The organism is Pseudarthrobacter sp. P1, from assembly GCF_050156935.1.
GTDB lineage: Bacteria > Actinomycetota > Actinomycetes > Actinomycetales > Micrococcaceae > Specibacter.
This window is the reverse complement of the sequence record NZ_CP189584.1, coordinates 3,786,692-3,802,504: the sequence shown is the minus strand read 5'-3', so window position 1 is coordinate 3,802,504 and position 15,813 is coordinate 3,786,692. Positions and strand designations below refer to the sequence as shown.

Annotated in this window: 17 protein-coding genes and 1 riboswitch; of the genes, 4 read left to right on the top strand and 13 right to left on the bottom strand. The window is 70.2% G+C overall.

Annotation, left to right across the window (positions count from 1 at the left end; translation table 11 throughout):
* Window positions 1–38 precede the first annotated feature (38 nt).
* The 5 genes from ACQCSX_RS17890 to ACQCSX_RS17870 form a co-directional block, all read right to left on the bottom strand.
* Window positions 39–1,115: a ferredoxin gene (locus tag ACQCSX_RS17890; RefSeq protein WP_427019091.1), complete on the bottom strand. Its 1,077-nt coding sequence runs from the start codon at window positions 1,113–1,115 to the stop codon at window positions 39–41.
* Window positions 1,116–1,143: 28 nt separating this feature from the next.
* Window positions 1,144–1,701, bottom strand: a complete 558-nt coding sequence (locus ACQCSX_RS17885; protein ID WP_427016580.1) for a ferric reductase-like transmembrane domain-containing protein — start codon at window positions 1,699–1,701, stop codon at window positions 1,144–1,146.
* Complete coding sequence (locus ACQCSX_RS17880; protein WP_427016579.1) at window positions 1,694–2,650, bottom strand: FAD:protein FMN transferase; 957 nt, start codon at window positions 2,648–2,650, stop codon at window positions 1,694–1,696. Before ACQCSX_RS17880 ends, ACQCSX_RS17885 begins: the two co-directional genes overlap by 8 nt.
* 1 nt (window position 2,651) lies before the next feature.
* Complete coding sequence (locus tag ACQCSX_RS17875) at window positions 2,652–2,942, bottom strand: hypothetical protein (protein WP_427016578.1); 291 nt, start codon at window positions 2,940–2,942, stop codon at window positions 2,652–2,654.
* Window positions 2,943–3,053: 111 nt separating this feature from the next.
* Window positions 3,054–3,638 (bottom strand): helix-turn-helix domain-containing protein, encoded by a 585-nt coding sequence (locus ACQCSX_RS17870; protein WP_427016577.1) that lies wholly within the window; start codon window positions 3,636–3,638, stop codon window positions 3,054–3,056.
* Window positions 3,639–3,860: 222 nt separating this feature from the next.
* Here ACQCSX_RS17870 and ACQCSX_RS17865 point away from each other — a divergent pair, with 222 nt between their 5' ends.
* Both ACQCSX_RS17865 and ACQCSX_RS17860 read left to right on the top strand, forming a co-directional pair.
* Window positions 3,861–5,381, top strand: coding sequence for a sodium:solute symporter (locus tag ACQCSX_RS17865; protein WP_427016576.1), 1,521 nt, complete (start codon window positions 3,861–3,863; stop codon window positions 5,379–5,381).
* A gap of 106 nt (window positions 5,382–5,487) precedes the next feature.
* A riboswitch (SAM riboswitch) is annotated at window positions 5,488–5,609 on the top strand.
* A gap of 16 nt (window positions 5,610–5,625) precedes the next feature.
* Entirely contained in the window at window positions 5,626–5,922 is a 297-nt protein-coding gene (locus ACQCSX_RS17860) for a hypothetical protein (RefSeq protein WP_427016575.1), read from the top strand.
* A 57-nt stretch (window positions 5,923–5,979) separates the two neighbouring features.
* Here the strand turns inward: ACQCSX_RS17860 and ACQCSX_RS17855 are convergent, their stop codons facing one another.
* Window positions 5,980–6,471 (bottom strand): SRPBCC family protein, encoded by a 492-nt coding sequence (locus ACQCSX_RS17855; RefSeq protein WP_427016574.1) that lies wholly within the window; start codon window positions 6,469–6,471, stop codon window positions 5,980–5,982.
* Window positions 6,468–6,803, bottom strand: coding sequence for an ArsR/SmtB family transcription factor (locus tag ACQCSX_RS17850; RefSeq protein WP_427016573.1), 336 nt, complete (start codon window positions 6,801–6,803; stop codon window positions 6,468–6,470). The genes ACQCSX_RS17855 and ACQCSX_RS17850 overlap by 4 nt, the downstream gene beginning before the upstream one ends.
* A gap of 193 nt (window positions 6,804–6,996) precedes the next feature.
* On the opposite strand from ACQCSX_RS17850, the gene ACQCSX_RS17845 reads away from it, so the two are divergent.
* Entirely contained in the window at window positions 6,997–8,112 is a 1,116-nt protein-coding gene (locus ACQCSX_RS17845; protein WP_427016572.1) for a VIT1/CCC1 transporter family protein, read from the top strand.
* 150 nt (window positions 8,113–8,262) lie between these two features.
* Here the strand turns inward: ACQCSX_RS17845 and ACQCSX_RS17840 are convergent, their stop codons facing one another.
* From ACQCSX_RS17840 to ACQCSX_RS17830, 3 genes are read right to left on the bottom strand one after another with little or no spacing between them, the layout of a single operon-like run.
* Window positions 8,263–8,664 (bottom strand): universal stress protein, encoded by a 402-nt coding sequence (locus tag ACQCSX_RS17840; RefSeq protein WP_427016571.1) that lies wholly within the window; start codon window positions 8,662–8,664, stop codon window positions 8,263–8,265.
* Between the two features lie 17 nt (window positions 8,665–8,681).
* Window positions 8,682–9,647: a polysaccharide deacetylase family protein gene (locus ACQCSX_RS17835; RefSeq protein ID WP_427016570.1), complete on the bottom strand. Its 966-nt coding sequence runs from the start codon at window positions 9,645–9,647 to the stop codon at window positions 8,682–8,684.
* A 34-nt stretch (window positions 9,648–9,681) separates the two neighbouring features.
* Entirely contained in the window at window positions 9,682–11,262 is a 1,581-nt protein-coding gene (locus tag ACQCSX_RS17830; protein WP_427016569.1) for a purine-cytosine permease family protein, read from the bottom strand.
* A 106-nt stretch (window positions 11,263–11,368) separates the two neighbouring features.
* Here ACQCSX_RS17830 and ACQCSX_RS17825 point away from each other — a divergent pair, with 106 nt between their 5' ends.
* Window positions 11,369–12,895 carry a PucR family transcriptional regulator gene (locus ACQCSX_RS17825; RefSeq protein ID WP_427016568.1) on the top strand — a complete coding sequence of 509 codons (1,527 nt, stop codon included), beginning with the start codon at window positions 11,369–11,371 and terminating at the stop codon, window positions 12,893–12,895.
* On the opposite strand, the gene purU is transcribed toward ACQCSX_RS17825, so the two are convergent.
* The 3 genes from purU to ACQCSX_RS17810 are packed head-to-tail and all read right to left on the bottom strand — an operon-like array spanning window position 12,879 to window position 15,811.
* Window positions 12,879–13,811 carry a formyltetrahydrofolate deformylase gene (gene purU, locus ACQCSX_RS17820; RefSeq protein ID WP_427016567.1) on the bottom strand — a complete coding sequence of 311 codons (933 nt, stop codon included), beginning with the start codon at window positions 13,809–13,811 and terminating at the stop codon, window positions 12,879–12,881. The two genes, ACQCSX_RS17825 and purU, sit on opposite strands and share 17 nt — an antisense overlap.
* A gap of 3 nt (window positions 13,812–13,814) precedes the next feature.
* Window positions 13,815–15,188 carry an L-serine ammonia-lyase gene (locus tag ACQCSX_RS17815; protein ID WP_427016566.1) on the bottom strand — a complete coding sequence of 458 codons (1,374 nt, stop codon included), beginning with the start codon at window positions 15,186–15,188 and terminating at the stop codon, window positions 13,815–13,817.
* Complete coding sequence (locus tag ACQCSX_RS17810; protein ID WP_427016565.1) at window positions 15,188–15,811, bottom strand: sarcosine oxidase subunit gamma; 624 nt, start codon at window positions 15,809–15,811, stop codon at window positions 15,188–15,190. The genes ACQCSX_RS17815 and ACQCSX_RS17810 overlap by 1 nt, the downstream gene beginning before the upstream one ends.
* Between the last annotated feature and the right edge of the window lie 2 nt (window positions 15,812–15,813).

Sequence of the window (15,813 nt, the reverse complement as noted above, 5' to 3'; positions counted from 1 at the left end):
CGGCCAAGCGCCCCTGCGTGCAAGTGGGTGCACGTGGGCTAGGGCAGCCGCTTCAGGGCCAGGGCCAGCCGCGGGCACAGCGCGACGGCGTCCCGGGCGCCGTCGAGCTCCTCCCACACCAGCGGAACGTCCGTCCGCTCCCCCGGGTCCGCACCGCGCGCCACCGGATAGCCCCACTCGTCCCGCGCCAGGACGCCGGGCAGCAGTTCCGCACACAGGCCCCGGCCCTCGCACGCCGTCCAGTCAATGTGGAGCAGCCCCGCCGGACGGCCGGCCGTCACCGGAGCCTCCGGCCGGTGGCGCTGCAGTGCCCGGCCAGGTGGGCAGCGGCCCGGGCCCAGCACCTGCAGCACGCCCGCGCCGGGGTGGGCGGCGTCCAAGTCCGTCCCGGCGGGCGAAAGCCGCAGCTCCCCCGGGTGGACCCAGCGGCCGTGGAATCCTCCCACCAGCACCGCGCTGTTGGCCGCTGCGCCGGCCGTGCCCAGCACGTCCCGCAGCGGGGTGCCGCCGGCAATCTCATAGACCCTGGGTTGGGGGACGTCGCCGCACACCGTCACCAGCCGGGTGCCGGGATCGGCATCGGTGCCGAGCAGGCGGAACCAGAGCGCCCCGAAGCGGGCAATCAGCCCGATGTGGGCCAGGGTTTCCACATTGTGCACCAGAGTGGGTCCGCCCCGGACGCCGCTCTGGCTCATCCGCGCCGTCTTGTCCCGAGGCAGCGCCGGACCGCCGCCGACCGCCCGGACGACGGCGCTGGCCTCCCCCGCGACAAAGGTCTCCGGCGCCTCCACCAGGCGGATGCCCCGCGCATCGGGCCGTTCGGCCAGCGCCGCGGAGACGGCCGGAAGGTTTTCGGCATTCGTATACACATAGAGCGCCGAGGCGGCCAAGGCAGCGGCGGCCGCAAGCAGTCCGTCGATCACCAGATGCGGCGCATTCTGCAGCAGCGTACGGTCCTTGAAACTGCCGGGTTCCCCCTCGGCACCGTTGGCCACCACCGCCACCGGACCTCTCCGGCGCCCGCGGCCGGCCGTCCCGGCGGCGCTCCCTGCGGCGCCCCCGGTGGCCGCCAGTTTGCGCCACGCGGCGAAGGCCGCTCCGCCGCGGCCGGTCAGGCGTCGGGCACGGCGCTGGCAATGGTGCTCATGGGGTTCCTCCCTGGCGAAGCTTGGCCGATTCGGTGAACAGGCCCGACGCGCGCCACGCCACGGCCGCGGCCACCACCGCCGCGGAGCCGATCCCGGCGGCCAGGAACCAGCCGCTGGTGCCCTCGGTGCCGTTGCCGATGGCGTGGGCCAGCGCGAGCGGCCACATGGCGTAGACCAGCCAATGGACCACCCGGAACATCCGCGCGCCGAGCCGCCGCCGCAACAAGCTGGTGGCCACGATGGCCAGCAGCAGGTCCAGGGCCACGGTGCCCAGCCCCTGCCAGAGCGGCCGGTAGGCGCCCAGGAAGGGGACGGCGGCGTCGACCGGGTTGAGCTGGGCGTACGAGTCAAGCATCAGCGACACCACGTGGAGCAGCAGGAATCCGCTGGCCAGCAGGGCGACGTTGCGGTGCACGAGGGCCACGGCAAACCGTGGCAGGCCGGCCAGCGGCCGCCCGGAGCGGGTCAGGATGCCCAGCAGGACGGAGACGGTCAACAGGCCCAGGGAAAGGAATCCGCTGGCCCGGCCAAATGCCCACAGTGCCTCATCCATGTGCACCCACCGGCCGTTGCTCCCCGCGCGGCCAGGCTCCGGTGCGCACCGTCCGGCGCTGCTGGTCCACCAGCCGGGCGCTGGCGCCCAGGGTGTCCAGCCAGCCGGCGGCCGCGTGCCCGCGGACGATGGCCGCCGTGCTCAGCGCGTTGGCCCGCAGGCAGGTCGGGGCCGCCACGGTGGCGCTGCGCCACACGGTCTGCGCCGGCAGGCCGAAGCGCGGATCCAGGATGTGGTGGACGGTGCGTCCGCCGCGCTGCCAGCGCCGTTTGGCGGTGCTGGAGGTGGCCAGTGCGTGCCCCGGCGCCAGGGAGATCCGCTGGCCCGGATCGCCGTCGGTGTCCTGCACCAGGATCTGCCAGCGGCCCTCCGGCGCCGGGCCGGCCGTGGCGATGTCCCCGCCCAGGCTGACCAGGACCCCGCAGCCCAGCGTGCTGGCCACGCTCTCCGCGGCCAGGTCCGCGGCCACGGCCTTGGCGGTGGCTCCGAGGTCCAGGAGCAGGTCGGCGGGCACGGTGAGCACACCGCCGGCCAGGCCGATCCGCTGCCAGCCCGGTGTCCTGGGCGCCCGTCCGCCGGTGGGGAGCGCACCGGCCGGCAGGCCCGGGGCCGGCGCAGGCGCAAACGGGTCGATGCGCAGGATGTCGCGGTCGTAGCCCAGGGCCACCAGGTCGTGGCCGAGCGTGGGGTCGACGTCGCCGTCCGTCCAGGCCGCGGCCAGCAGCGCCCGCTCCACGAGCCGCGCCAGCAGCGGGCTGGCGCAGGCGCCGGCCGGCAGCCGGGGTGCCAGGCGCGCGAGCTCGGAATCGGGGCGGAACCTGCTGCACGCGGCATCGACGGCGTCTATGGTGGTGCGGACGAGCCCGGCGGCCTCGCCCAGCAGGCGGGCATCGGTCACCACGACGGACGCCGCCAGCCCCCAGCCGGTCCAGTTTTGCGTTGTTTCCATCTCAGGACCCCGCGGACCGGCCGTGCACGGCGCCGCCGGTGCCCGGCAGGACGGCGGAGGAGCCCGGATCGCTGGGCTGCGTGGCGGAGGTTGAGCCGTCCTCCGAGGAGCCGGACCCCGTGTCCGGCGAGGAGGACGACGGCGTCGAAGAGGTGGACGGCGCCGGGGATGCCGTGGTGGGGATGGCGGCGTAGATGGCCGCGCCGGCAATCCCGGCCACACCAAGGCTGCCCAGCGCCACCGCCGTCGTCACCCCCGCGGCGATCCTCTTGCCGGTTGTGCGTGCATCCATGTCCTGCCCCTTGCCTTTGTGCCAAAGCACCCTAGGCAATCAATGATCCGCAGGCTTCCTATGCGGAGCCTTTGAATCAGGCAGGCACCGGCTGAGACAGCGCCGGGGGCCTCAGCCGCCCGTGCCGGAGGCGGCCGGGACCAGGATCCACAGCGCCTCCACCGGCTGGTCCGTCTCGTTGACCCAGGTGTGCGGCTCGCGGCCCGGGAAGGACAGCGTGTCGCCGGTGTGGAGGTCGTACGTGGCGTTGGTCATGCGCAAGGTCAGGCGGCCGCTGATGATGTGCAGGACGTCCACATCGCAGTCCACCGCGTAAAGCTCGGATTCGCCGCTGCCGTGCGGGTCAATGGTCGCGCTGAGGATCTGCAGCCGGCGTTCGGAGCGGGCCGTCAGCAGCCGCTCCACGATGCCCTCACCGCCGAGGGAGATCCTGGGCCCCTCGTCCCTGCGGCACAGGTGGGTTTCCGGAACGGCAAAGAGGTCGCCGACGGCGATGGAGAGGACCTGGCAGAGCGTCACCAGCGAGGCGATGGAGGGTGAGGTGAGGTCCCGTTCGACCCGGCTCAGGAAGCCCTTGGTGAGCCCCGTCGCGTCTGCGACGTGCTCTATCGTCAACCGCTGGGCCTGGCGTGCCGCGCGCAGCCGCGAGCCGATCGCCACCGGGGCGGCACTGGGTTCAACGGGGAGCGCTTTCATGGGACACCTTTTTTCTCAGCAAGATCGTGCCTGAGTGACTTTACACACCTTGGCCGCCCTTGTTTGGCCACGGTCCCCCAGCATGCGGAACCCAACGGGTTCCGGGTTGCCGATTGACTGTAACCGTGATCACAGCATAGCCTAGAAGGCAACAGATGTTGCCTGTGAGGCAAATCTCATTGGGGAATCCCGTCCACATCACTTGCACTTGGAGTTCATCTCATGGCACTGAACATTGCCATTGTCGCCATCTACCTGGTGGCCATGCTGGCCTTCGGCTGGTGGGGCAAGTCCCGCACTAAGAACAACAGCGACTTCCTAGTGGCCGGCCGCCGCCTGGGTCCGTTCCTCTACACCGGCACCATGGCCGCCGTCGTCCTCGGTGGCGCATCCACCGTTGGTGGTGTGGGCTTGGGCTACAAGTTCGGCATCTCCGGCATGTGGCTGGTGGTCGCCATCGGCGTCGGCGTCCTGCTGCTGAGCCTGCTCTTCGCCGGCACCATCCAGAAGCTGAAGATCTACACGGTCTCCCAGATGCTGAGCCTGCGCTACGGCCAGGAGGCCACCAAGACCTCCGGCATCGTCATGCTGGCCTACACGCTGATGCTGTGCGCCACCTCCACCGGCGCCTACGCCACCATCTTCGTCGTGCTGTTCGGCTGGGAGCGCTGGCTGGCCATCGCCGTCGGCGGCGCCATCGTGCTGGTCTACTCCACCATCGGCGGCATGTGGTCCATCACCCTGGCCGACCAGGTCCAGTTCGTCATCAAGACCGTCGGCGTCTTCTTCCTGATGCTGCCGTTCGCCCTCAATGCGGCCGGCGGCCTGGACGGCATCCGCGCCCGCGTCGACGCCTCGTTCTTCCAGCTCGACGGCATCGGCATCCAGACCATCATCACGTATTTCGTGGTCTACACCCTGGGCCTGCTGATCGGCCAGGACATCTGGCAGCGCGTCTTCACCGCCAAGAACCCCACGGTGGCCCGCTGGGGCGGCTCCACCGCCGGCATCTACTGCATCCTCTACGGTGTGGCCGGCGCGCTGATTGGCCTGGCCGCCCGCGTGGCCCTGCCCGACATTGACGTGGCCACCCTGGGCAAGGACGTTGTCTATGCCGAGGTTGCCACGCACATCCTGCCGATCGGCATCGGCGGCATCGTCATGGCCGCTGCCGTGGCTGCGATGATGTCCACTGCTTCCGGCGCCCTGATCGCCGCCGCCACCGTGGCCCGCGCCGACGTCGTCCCGTTTGTGGCCAGCTGGTTCGGCAAGACCATCGACACCTCCGACACCGACAACCCCGAGCACGACGTCAAGGCCAACCGCTACTGGGTGCTGGGCCTGGGCGTGGTCGCGGTGCTGATCGCCATGATCACCCAGGACGTCGTCGTCGCCTTGACCATTGCCTACGACATCCTGGTGGGCGGTCTGCTGGTCGCCATCCTCGGTGGCTTGGTCTGGAAGCGCGGCACCGGCATCGGCGCGGCCTGGTCCATGGCTGTCGGCTGTGTTCTGACCCTGACCCTGCTGATCCTCTACTCCACGGGGGCCATCCCGAGCGCCGACGGCGTCTACGCCAACGAGCCCATCTACTACGGTCTGGCCGCCTCCCTGGTGGTCTACATCGTGGTCTCGCTGTCCACCAAGCCCACCCCCGCAGCCATCCGCACGGCCTGGGATGCCCGCGTGGCCGGCGCCAAGCTGGACGAGGTGCCCGAGGGCGCCGCATCGTCAGCCAACTAGGCTCCACCGCACTACACCTGCACTACATCGCCGACGGCGGTCGGGTTGCGTCATATGGCGCAGCCCGGCCGCCGTTGTAGTTGGCTTGGGTTTAGGCTGGTTCCAGCTTCAAGAGATGCGGTGCCAAGCTCCGACTGGCCGCACACCAACCCCATGTTCGCGGGTGGTTCGGATGAGGAAGCGGTCCGCGCCCGGCCCAAGACACACCGGCGCGGTCAAGAGCACCGACCGAAGGCTGTCCGCCATGGCCCGCACCATCCCCTCCCTTGCCGCCCCGTCCGCCGCCTCCGCGCCCGCGGGCGTCCGGACCCTGCCCGCGGTCGACGCCTTGTTGGGCACCGTCGAATTCCGGCTGGGCCGCTCCTGGTGCCGCTGGTGGTGCACCGACCCCGCCGCCCTGGGCGCCGCCCTGGACCGCGCCGTCGCCCCGCCCCGCTGGCACGCTGCGTCCGCAACCCTCGCCGTCGCCGTCGCCGCCACGGGCCGGCGCTCCGGCGTCGAGCTGCATTTCCGCCTCCACCCCGCCCGTACGCCCAACTAGGGCGCACTTATCGTCGAAAAACGCGCTGTTTTCGACGATAAATGCGCCCTAGTTGGGCTATGAAGCCAGGCGGCGCAGCTTCTCCAAGGACGTGCCCCAGCCCTTGACCGAATCGTCGAAGTCGAAGGACTCCGTCGCGAAGTGCTGCACGATGGTCATCCGGGTCCGGCCGTCCACGTCCTCGAAGGTGATCTTCATGGTGATCTCGAACGGGAACATTTCCGAGGCCGGCTCATGCAGTTCCAGGCGCGACGGCGGCTCCACCGCGGTGAAGCGGGCCACCGCCGGGAACTCGCCGCTGCCGTCGTCCATCACCATGCTGGCCTTCCAGAAGCCGCCGACGACGGCCTCGATCGCCACGCTGTCGCGCGGGGTGTGCAGATGCTCCGGGCCCCACCACTGCGCCAGCTGGTCCGGATCCGTCCAGGCCTCGAACAACACCTCGCGCGGTGCGTCAAAGAACCGCACGATGGTCAGCGTGGTGCCGTCCACCACCATGGATTCGCCCTCGCGGGCCAGTGTGTCAACGGTGTTTTCTGCGGTGCTCATTTCAATCGCTCCCTTTGGATTCGCTTGACGTGTTCATCCAGCCGGTCCAGGCTGCTGTCCCAGAACCGACGGTATTTCTCCATATAGGCGGCCACTTCCCGCAGCGGCTCGGCCGAGAGCCTGCTGGTGCGCCACTGGGCGCTTTTGCTTCGGGTGATCAGTCCGGCCCCCTCGAGCACCTTCAGGTGCCGGGAGATGGCGGGCAGTGAAATCTCGAATGGTTCGGCCAGCTCACCGACCGTGGCCTCCCCCTCGCTCAGCCGGGCCAGGATGGCCCGCCGGGTGGGGTCCGCCAGTGCGGCGAAGATCAGGCTGAGCTGGTCGGTGGCCATGTACGTATTTCACCAATCTGTTAATTAACCGCTGTGTTAAATATGATCCTCCGTGCGGGCGCTGTCAAGACCCCGGTTTCGGCAGGCCCAACCACCGGGGACAAGCCCAACCAACGGAGCGGGAATTTCGCCGGGCCGAAATCCAGCGGACAGGTTTACCGTCCAGTATTCAACCCGCCAACGGGCTACAGTGATGGCTGACCAGAGGAGATCCACCGTGCTGGAACGCACCCCTACGCCCGCCGACATCAAGCGTTGGCGCCAATATCTGGCGGACGAGCGGGCCGAGGCCGCCGTCTACCGCGACCTCGCCAAGCGGCGAGACGGCGAGGAGCAGCAGATCCTGCTGGCCCTGGCCGAGGCCGAGGGCCGCCATGAACAGCATTGGCTGAACCTGCTGGGCGAGCATGCCGACACTGCTGCGCACCCCTCGTTCCGCAACCGCCTGGTGGGCCTGCTGGCGCGCCGCTTTGGCTCGGTCTTTGTGCTGGCCCTGGCCCAGCGCGCCGAGTCCCGCTCCCCCTACGCCACCGACGCCGACGCCACCGATGCCATGGCCGCCGACGAGGCGATCCATGAGGAGGTGGTCCGCGGCCTGGCCACTCGGGGCCGCAACAGACTCTCGGGCAGCTTCCGCGCCGCCGTCTTTGGCGCCAATGACGGACTGGTCTCCAACCTGTCCCTGGTCATGGGCATGGCGGCCACCGGCGTCGATTCCAAGGTGGTGCTCTTCAGCGGCGTCGCGGGCCTGCTGGCCGGCGCCCTCTCCATGGGGGCAGGGGAGTTTGTTTCGGTCCGCTCGCAGCGCGAACTTCTGGACGCCTCCATGCCGACCCAGGTCACGCTGACCGCAGCTCCCCGGCTGGACCTCGAACACAACGAGCTCATCCTGGTCTATCTGGCCCGCGGCATGTCCCGGGAGGCGGCCGAGCACCGCGCCGCCGAGCGGATGGGCCAGTTCACCTGCGATTGCGACCCCAGCCTGTCGCTGCAGCCGGAGGAGTTCCAGGAGGCCAACGGGCACGAGACCCTGGGCACCGCGTGGGGTGCGGCCGCCGCCAGCTTCTGCTTCTTTGCCTCCGGCGCCATCATCCCCATCATTCCGTTCATCTTCGGCATGACGGGCCTCGGCGCCCTGGTGCTGGCCGCCGCGCTGGTGGGCCTGGCCCTGCTGGGCACCGGCGCCGTCGTCGGGCTCCTCTCCGGTGCCTCGCCGCTGTGGCGCGGCCTGCGCCAGCTGGCCATCGGCTTCGGCGCCGCCACCGCCACCTACGTGCTGGGCCTGGCCTTCGGCTCAGTGGTGGGCTAGCGGGCATCCGGGACGTCCGTTCCCGCCTGCGACGGCGCCGGTTGCCCATCCTGGACGGGGACGGGCGTCGCCGGTGCAATAGAGGAACCGACGATGGCGGCTGCCGGACCCACAGGTCCGGCAGCCGCCGCCGGTTCCCACGATGCCCGGTCAGCGCCGGGCGGGCTTCACCGCCACCACCGGGCCGTCCGCCTCCAGCAGGACCTCCTGGGCCGTGCTGCCCCAGAGGATCTTCCCCACCGGGGAGCGCCGGCGCAGGCCGATCACGATCATCGAGGCTTCGTCCTCCTCGGCGGTGCGCACCAGCTCCTCGGCCGGTGAACGGCCCCGCTGCGGCTGGCGGATCTCGTGCTCGACGCCGGAATCCGCCAGCAGCCGCGCCGCCCCCGCCAGGGCCGCCCCGGCGGCGATCGAGGCGTCGCCGGCCAGGGCGTCCCCGCGCGAGGCGTTGACCACTATCAGCCGTTCGCCGCGCAGGCTCGCCTCGTGGATGCCGCGCTCCAGGGCGGCGGCACCCTCCGGGGTGGGCAGATATCCGACGATGACGGGCATGGCCGTGTCCCCGCAGCTCAGCGCCGGCTGGCGGCGAACGTGGCGGCGGCGCTGTGCACCCGGGCCGGGCGCATGCTCACGCCGGCGTCCGGGAAGCCGGCAATCTCCACCCGGCCCATCTGGTGCACCTCGGCGACAGTCTCCGCCGTGTGCCGGGCAATCTCGGCCAGCGTGGCGACCCACATGCCCTCCATGCCGCGGACCCGCTCGATCAGCCGCTCCAGGGCCACGGCCTTGGACGGCCGGCCGGAGATGAAGGGATGATTGGTCAGCACAAAACAGCTGCCCTGGGCGTGGTGGGCCTCGGCCTCCAGCGTCCACATCTCCTGCACCTTGGCGGGACTCTCAATCACGCCGCTGCCCGTCACGCCGGGGTAGAACGCATACTGCTCCCAATCGTCCAACGTCCAGTCGACGGGGATCTCCACGATGTCCCGGGCATCCCCCTCGGCGACGGAGAGCCGGTAGGGCGCATCGCCGTCGAGCAGGGAGGAATCGTAGAGGAAGCCCCGGTCCGCCAGCAGCTTGGGCGTGTGCCAGTTCAACTCCCACCAGGGGGCGCGGAAGCCCACCGGCCGGATGCCCGCCACCCGCTCCAAGGCGTCCAGGCCGCGGTCCAGGTAGCGTGCCTCGGTGGCCGCATCGATGCCCTGCATCTGCTCGTGCAGGTAGCCGTGGTGCGCCACCTCGTGCCCGCCGTCGACAATCCGGCGCACCGTGTCCGGGTAGGATTCGGCCGTGAAGCCGGGGATGAAGAACGTGCCCTTGATGCCCTGCCGGTCCAGGATCTGCAGCAGCCGCGGGATGGCGACGCGCGGGCCGTAGGACTGGTGGCTCATCAGCGACATCCGCTTGGTAGATGAGGGGTCGTGGGCCAGGATGCAGGACTCGGCATCGACATCAAAGGTGAACGAGGCTGCGGCCCGATGGCCCTCCGGCCAGGTGATGGGGTGGACTGCGTCGGGGAATGCGTTAGGCGTCATGGCTCTCCAGTAAAGGATCGGTGGTGGTGGCGGGCTAGTCGTTGACCAGGCTGCGCTGCGCGGGTGCCGGTGTGGGGTCCGACGGCGCTGCGGGTGCCGCAGGTGCCTGCGGTTCAACCGCCGGCACACCCTGCACGGCCTCCGTGGCGTACCGGGCATGGACCCGCGGACCCAGAACGGCGTAAACGGCGGCGGCCACCAGCCCACCGGCCAGCCAGGACAGGTCCACCCCGCCCATGGCGGTGGCGATGGGGCCCTGCATGATCGGCAGCACGCCGAACATGAACAGCCAGGTGGCGAAGATGCCCGTCAGCAGGGCGGTCAGCCCGGCCCAGTTGAAGGCCGGCAGCCGGCGGGTGTCCACGCCGTCAAAGAGCCGGTCGACGGCGACGGGCATGCGCTTGTCCACCCAGAAGTAGTGCACCAGCATGATGCCGCCCCAGGCGGCCACCCAGGCCACCAGGCCGCCCAGCCAGGTGCTCAGTGCGGAGGCGAAGTCCTCCTGCAGGATGAAAAAGACCACTCCGGCCAGGGCCAGGAAGCCCACGAACAGGTTCAGGGACCGGCGCTTGGCCTTGATGTCCAGGGCCTGGGCCGCCACGGAGAAGGTGTAGATGTTCAAGATGTTGGTGGCAATCGGTCCGTGCAGGACCAGGAAGAGCACCGGGACGGCGAGGACACCGAAGTTGTCCACGATCAGGTGGCCGGGATCGGCCGTGCCGCTCTTGGTGGCCAGGCTGGCACCGAGGATGCCCAGCCAGACGACGGGCAGGAACTGGCCGAAGACGGAGGCCAGGTAGACCTTGCGGCGCGGCACCGAACGGCTGACGAAGCGCGAGTAGTCGGCGGCGTAGGTGAACCAGGTGATGCCCCAGCCGATGCCGATCACAGTCATGACGGTGGTCATCGCCGCGATCCGGGCGCCGCCCTCAAGCACGGCCCCGGGAGGGCCAGCGTAGCTCCAGTCGATGTTCATGCCGAACCAGGCGACGGCGGACATGGCCACCAGGACGACGATGGTCGGCGGGACGGTCCAGCGCTCGAAGGCGGCAATGGCCTTGTAGCCAAACCAGGCGATGGTCACTTGGGCGGCCATGATCAGGCCGGCCACCAGGACCTTGGGGCCCACATTGTCCGCGTCAGGATCCACCATGCCCAGCTTGCCCAGCAGGGCCATCACCAGGTCCAGGATGATCCAAGTGTTCACGGCGCACCAGCCGATGCCCAAGACGGCCTGGATGGCGCTGGGCAGGTAGTTGCCGCGGCGGCCAAAGACGGCCCGCGCCAGCACCATGCCGGTGGCCCCGGTGCGCTGCCCCAACAGCACGAAGAGGCCAAAGAGGGCCATGCCGATCAGGTTGCCGACCACCAGGACGATGACGGTGTCGGCAAATCCAAGCCCCAGCTGCACACCCAGGGCCCCCAGAACCCAGTTGATTGGAGCAAGGTTGGCGCCGGCCCAGATCCAGAACTGGCCCGACACACTGCGCGTCCGGGACGATTCTGGAATGGCTTGAAGGTTCTGTTCAACATCGCTGGCCGACTGCGTTGTCGGGGTCGGCGCTCCTGCGTGGGGGGCTGCGGTGGGGGATGCCGCGGCGTGGTTGTTTCTCATGGAAAACCTCCGGGATTGAGGGAACCCCTCAAGAGTATGTAGCCCTCATCACATTCAACAAGATACGATGTGTCAATCAAATCGGGAGAAAAGTAGGCACATTGTCATGGCATTGACCTTGCGTGAGGTTCTGGCCCACCCCACCATGGCGGCCGGGGACCCCCTGCTCCATGCGGAGACCGAGGCGATGGCGGAGGTGGCCGTCCGCTGGGTGCACTCCTCCGAGGTGCTCAACATCGCCCCGCTGCTGCGCGGCGGGGAACTGCTGCTCACCGGCGGCGAGGCCCTGGCCACCGCCTCCGCGGCCGAGCGGCGGCACTACATCGAATCCCTGGCCGAGCGCGGCATTGCCGCCCTGGCCGTGGAAACCGGCGGGTCGCTGGCCGTGATGCCGCCCGAGGCCATCGAGGCCGCGCGGGAGTGTGCGCTGGCCCTGATCGAGCTGCGCCGGGTGGTTCCCTTTGTCGCCGTCGCCGAGGCCATCAACTCCACCCTGGTCAGCGAGTCGGTGGCGCGGCTGCAGCGCTCGGACGCCATTTCGCATGCGCTGGCCCTGGAGTTCGCCAACGGCGGGTCGCTGGCCGAACTGGTGGCCATCCTGGCCCGGGAGCTGCCCGCGGAGGTTGCCCTCGTGGACGGTTCCGGCGCGGTGATGGCCGCGGCGGGCGGCGAGGCCGACGGCGACAGCCTGCCCACGGCGAGAGCCACCCACCCGGCGCCGCTGGAATTCGATGTTCCGGTGCGCGGGGTGGTGGGTGCGGTGCTCAGGTTGGCGGTGGACGACGGCACCGACAGCGACCTCGCCGCCGTCGTGGGCGGGCGCGGCATCGATGTGCTCTCGCTGGCCCTGCTGAAATACCAGGCGCCCACGCTGCGGGAGGTGGGCGGGGCCGAGCTCATCCGCGCGGTCCTGACCGGGGAATCCGGCACCCGGCTGGTGCAGCTGGCCGGTGCGGCCGGACTGGACCCGGACGCGCCGCTGTGCGTGGTGGTCGGCCAGCAGCTGGGCGCCGGCGGCCGGCCGGGGGCGGTGGAGAAGCTGCTGGCCTCCCGCGCGGCACGGGTGGTGCTGCACGCGGACCAGCGGGAGGTGGTGGCCGTGGTGGCCCTGGACCCCACGGCGGTCCGCGCCTCGCGGGCGGCCGTCATGGCGGACCTGTCCGCCGGGCCGGCGGAGCTGGCGCTGGCGTTTGCCGTGGGGCCGGCGGCCTATTCGGTGGTGCAGGCTCCCCGGTCGCTGCGCGAGGCGCGGATGAGCCTGTCGGTGCTCCCGGCCACACTCGAGCGCGGCATGGTGGTCGACGCCGAGGCGCTGGCCGTGGAGCGGCTGGCCGCCCGGGTGGCGGAGCCGGAGCTCGGGCGCGAGTTTGTCACGGAGCTGATTGGCGAGCTCATCGACCATGACGCCGCGCGCGGATCAAAGCTGGTGGAGACCTTGGGCATGTGGCTGCGCTGTGGCTGCAACACCGCCGAGACCGCGCGGGAGCTGCACCTGGAGCGGCAGTCACTGCACAACAGGCTGGCGCGGATCTTCACGCTGACCGGCGGCGATCCACGCGGCACCGGCAGGCTGGCCGGCCTGGCGGTCGCCGTGCGGATCGCCGCCCAACTCGAGTTCAACGCAGGACGATAGTCCTGTTCCCCTGCAGGATCACCCGGCCCTCGCAATGCCAGCGCACGGCATTGCTGAGCGCCTTGCACTCGGTGTCGCGGCCGGCGGCCACCAGGTCGTCGGGGCCAAAGGTGTGGTCCACCTCCACCACCTGCTGGGCAATGATGGGCCCTTCGTCAAGTTCCGCGTTGACGTAGTGCGCCGTGGCACCGACGGTCTTGACCCCACGGGCGTAGGCCTGGTGGTAGGGCTTGGCCCCCTTGAAGCTGGGCAGGAACGAGTGGTGGATGTTGATCGCCCGTCCGTCCAGCTTGCGCGTGAGGGAATCGCTGAGCACCTGCATGTAGCGCGCCAGGACCACCAGCTCGACGTCGTAGTCCTCGATGAGCTCCAGCAGCCGGGCCTCCGCCGCGGGCTTGGTGCCGGCAGTGACCGGTACATGGAAGAACGGGATGCCGTGCCACTCCACCAGGCTCTGGTGGTCGCGGTGGTTGGAGACGACGGCGACCACCTCCACCGGCAGCTCCCCCACCCGGGCGCGGAAGAGCAGGTCATTGAGGCAGTGCTCAAACTTGGAGACCATGATCAGCACCCGCCGCCGGGCCCCGTGGCGCTCCAGCTGCCAGGTCATGCCGTACTCCTGCGCCAGCGGCGCGAATTCCGCCCGCAGCGTCTCCACCGTCGAACCGTCCCCGGTGGAGGCGAAGTGGACGCGCATGAAGAAGTGCCCGGCGTCGTCGGCGGCCTCCGGTCCGTGGGGCAGGTGGGCCCGGTCGCCGAATTGCTTGTTGTCGATGATGTCGCAGCCGTGCTCCAGCAGGAAGCCGGAGACGGCGTGGACGATGCCCGGGGTTTCCGCGCAGTCCAGGGTCAGGACATGCTCAACAGTGGTCTGCGGCTGGGACGGGGATGACTGTTGGTGTGTGGTCAGTGTCATGGCTCAGCACTCGATCACATTCACGGCCAGGCCTCCGCGGGAGGTTTCCTTGTACTTGGTCTTCATGTCCGCTCCTGTCTCGCGCATCGTTTTGATGGCCTTGTCGAGGGAAACCTTGTGGCTTCCGTCCCCATGCAGCGCCAGCCGGGCGGCGTTGATCGCCTTGACGCTGGCAATGGCGTTGCGTTCGATGCAGGGAATCTGCACCAGCCCGCCCACGGGATCGCAGGTCAGGCCCAGATTGTGTTCAATGCCCACCTCGGCGGCGTTCTCCACCTGGGCCGGTGTGCCGCCGAGGAGCTCGCAGAGCCCGGCGGCGGCCATCGAACAGGCCGAGCCCACCTCGCCCTGGCAGCCCACCTCGGCACCGGAGATCGAGGCGTTGATCTTGAACAGGATCCCGACGGCGGCCGCCGTGAGCAGGAAGCGCACGACGCCGTCGTCGTTGGCCCCCGGCACGAACTTTTGGTAGAAGTGCAGCACCGCCGGAATGATGCCGGCGGCGCCGTTGGTCGGGGCCGTGACGATCCGGCCGCCCGCGGCGTTTTCCTCGTTGACCGCCAGGGCAAACAGGTTCACCCATTCCATGGCGCGCAGCGGATCGGAGGCGTCCTCGGGCCCGCCGAGCGTGGCAAAGAGCGCCGGCGCGCGGCGGACCACGTTCAGCCCGCCGGGCAGGATGCCCTCGGCGGCGCAGCCGTTGGCCACGCACTCCTGCATCACGGCCCAGATGCCCAGCAGCTTGGCGCGCAGCTCGGCCTCCGTGTGCCAGACCATCTCGTTGGCCATCATGACCGCGGAGATGGAGAGCTGCTCCGCGGCGCAGATGGCCAGCAGCTCGTTCGCCGTCGTGAACGGGTACGGCAGCACCGTCTCGTCCAGAATCACCTTGTCGGCCCCGGCGGCCTGCTCGTCCACGACAAAGCCGCCGCCCACCGAGTAGTAGCTGCGCTCGCGCAGCACCGTGCCGGCGTGGTCCAGGGCACGGAACGTCATGCCGTTGGGGTGCGCCGGCAAGGACTTGCGCCGGTGCAGCAGCACGTCCTCGTCGAAGTTGAAGTCGATGGCGCGCTCCCCCGCCAGCAGCAGCCGCGCATCGAGCGCGGCCGCCGCCACCTGGTCGTCCGCCGTGTGGGTGTCCACTGTTTCCGGGTCCTGTCCCTGCAGCCCCAGCACCACGGCCTTGTCCGAGCCGTGGCCGCGGCCGGTGGCGCCCAGGGAGCCGAAGAGCTCCGCCTGGACGCGCACCGTGGCCGCGAGGTCGCCGGAGCCGGCCAGGCCCTCGGCGAACCGCTTCGCCGCCCGCATCGGGCCCACCGTATGGGAGGAGGAGGGCCCGATGCCGACGGAGAACAGGTCCAGCACGCTCAGCGCCATTACTGGTCCTCGGTGGAGGCAAACTCGCGCATGCCGTCCAGCAGCCAGCGGCCCAGGAAGTCGGCGAAGGAGGCCCGCGGGAAGATCCGGAAGGTGGCCTCGTCCACCTTCCAGAGCATGGTGGGGATGTGGCCGATCTCGGTGGCCAGCGCCGTGCCGGCGGCGAAGGAGCGCGGGTGCAGGTCCAGCGCGCAGCTCTTCTCCAACACGGCACGGGCGCTGGGTCCGGCGAGTTCGAACGTGGTCCGGTTGGCGGAGAGGTCCACCACCTGGCCGGCGCCGTCGGCGAGCGCATCCAGCAGGGCCGAGAGCACGCCGTCGTGGGCCTGCTCCGGTGCCGCCACCAGGAACTCCGCCGGGCCCAGCCACAGGGTGGCCAGCCCCGCGGGGCCGGACACCACGGCGCCGCAGGCGGTCGGCAGCCCGCCGGTGGCGGCGGCGATCCGCGCCCCGGCCGCGGAGGCCGGGTCGACCCGGACGCCCACCATGGTCAGGAAGGGCACCTCCTTCAGCGACACCCCGTGGCCGCCGGCCACGGTTCCGCGGGCAAAGTCCTCCCACAGGTGGGCGGCCGGGCTGCGGCGCAGCGCACGGACTCCTGCGGTTGCCTCTTGTGCAGTCATTG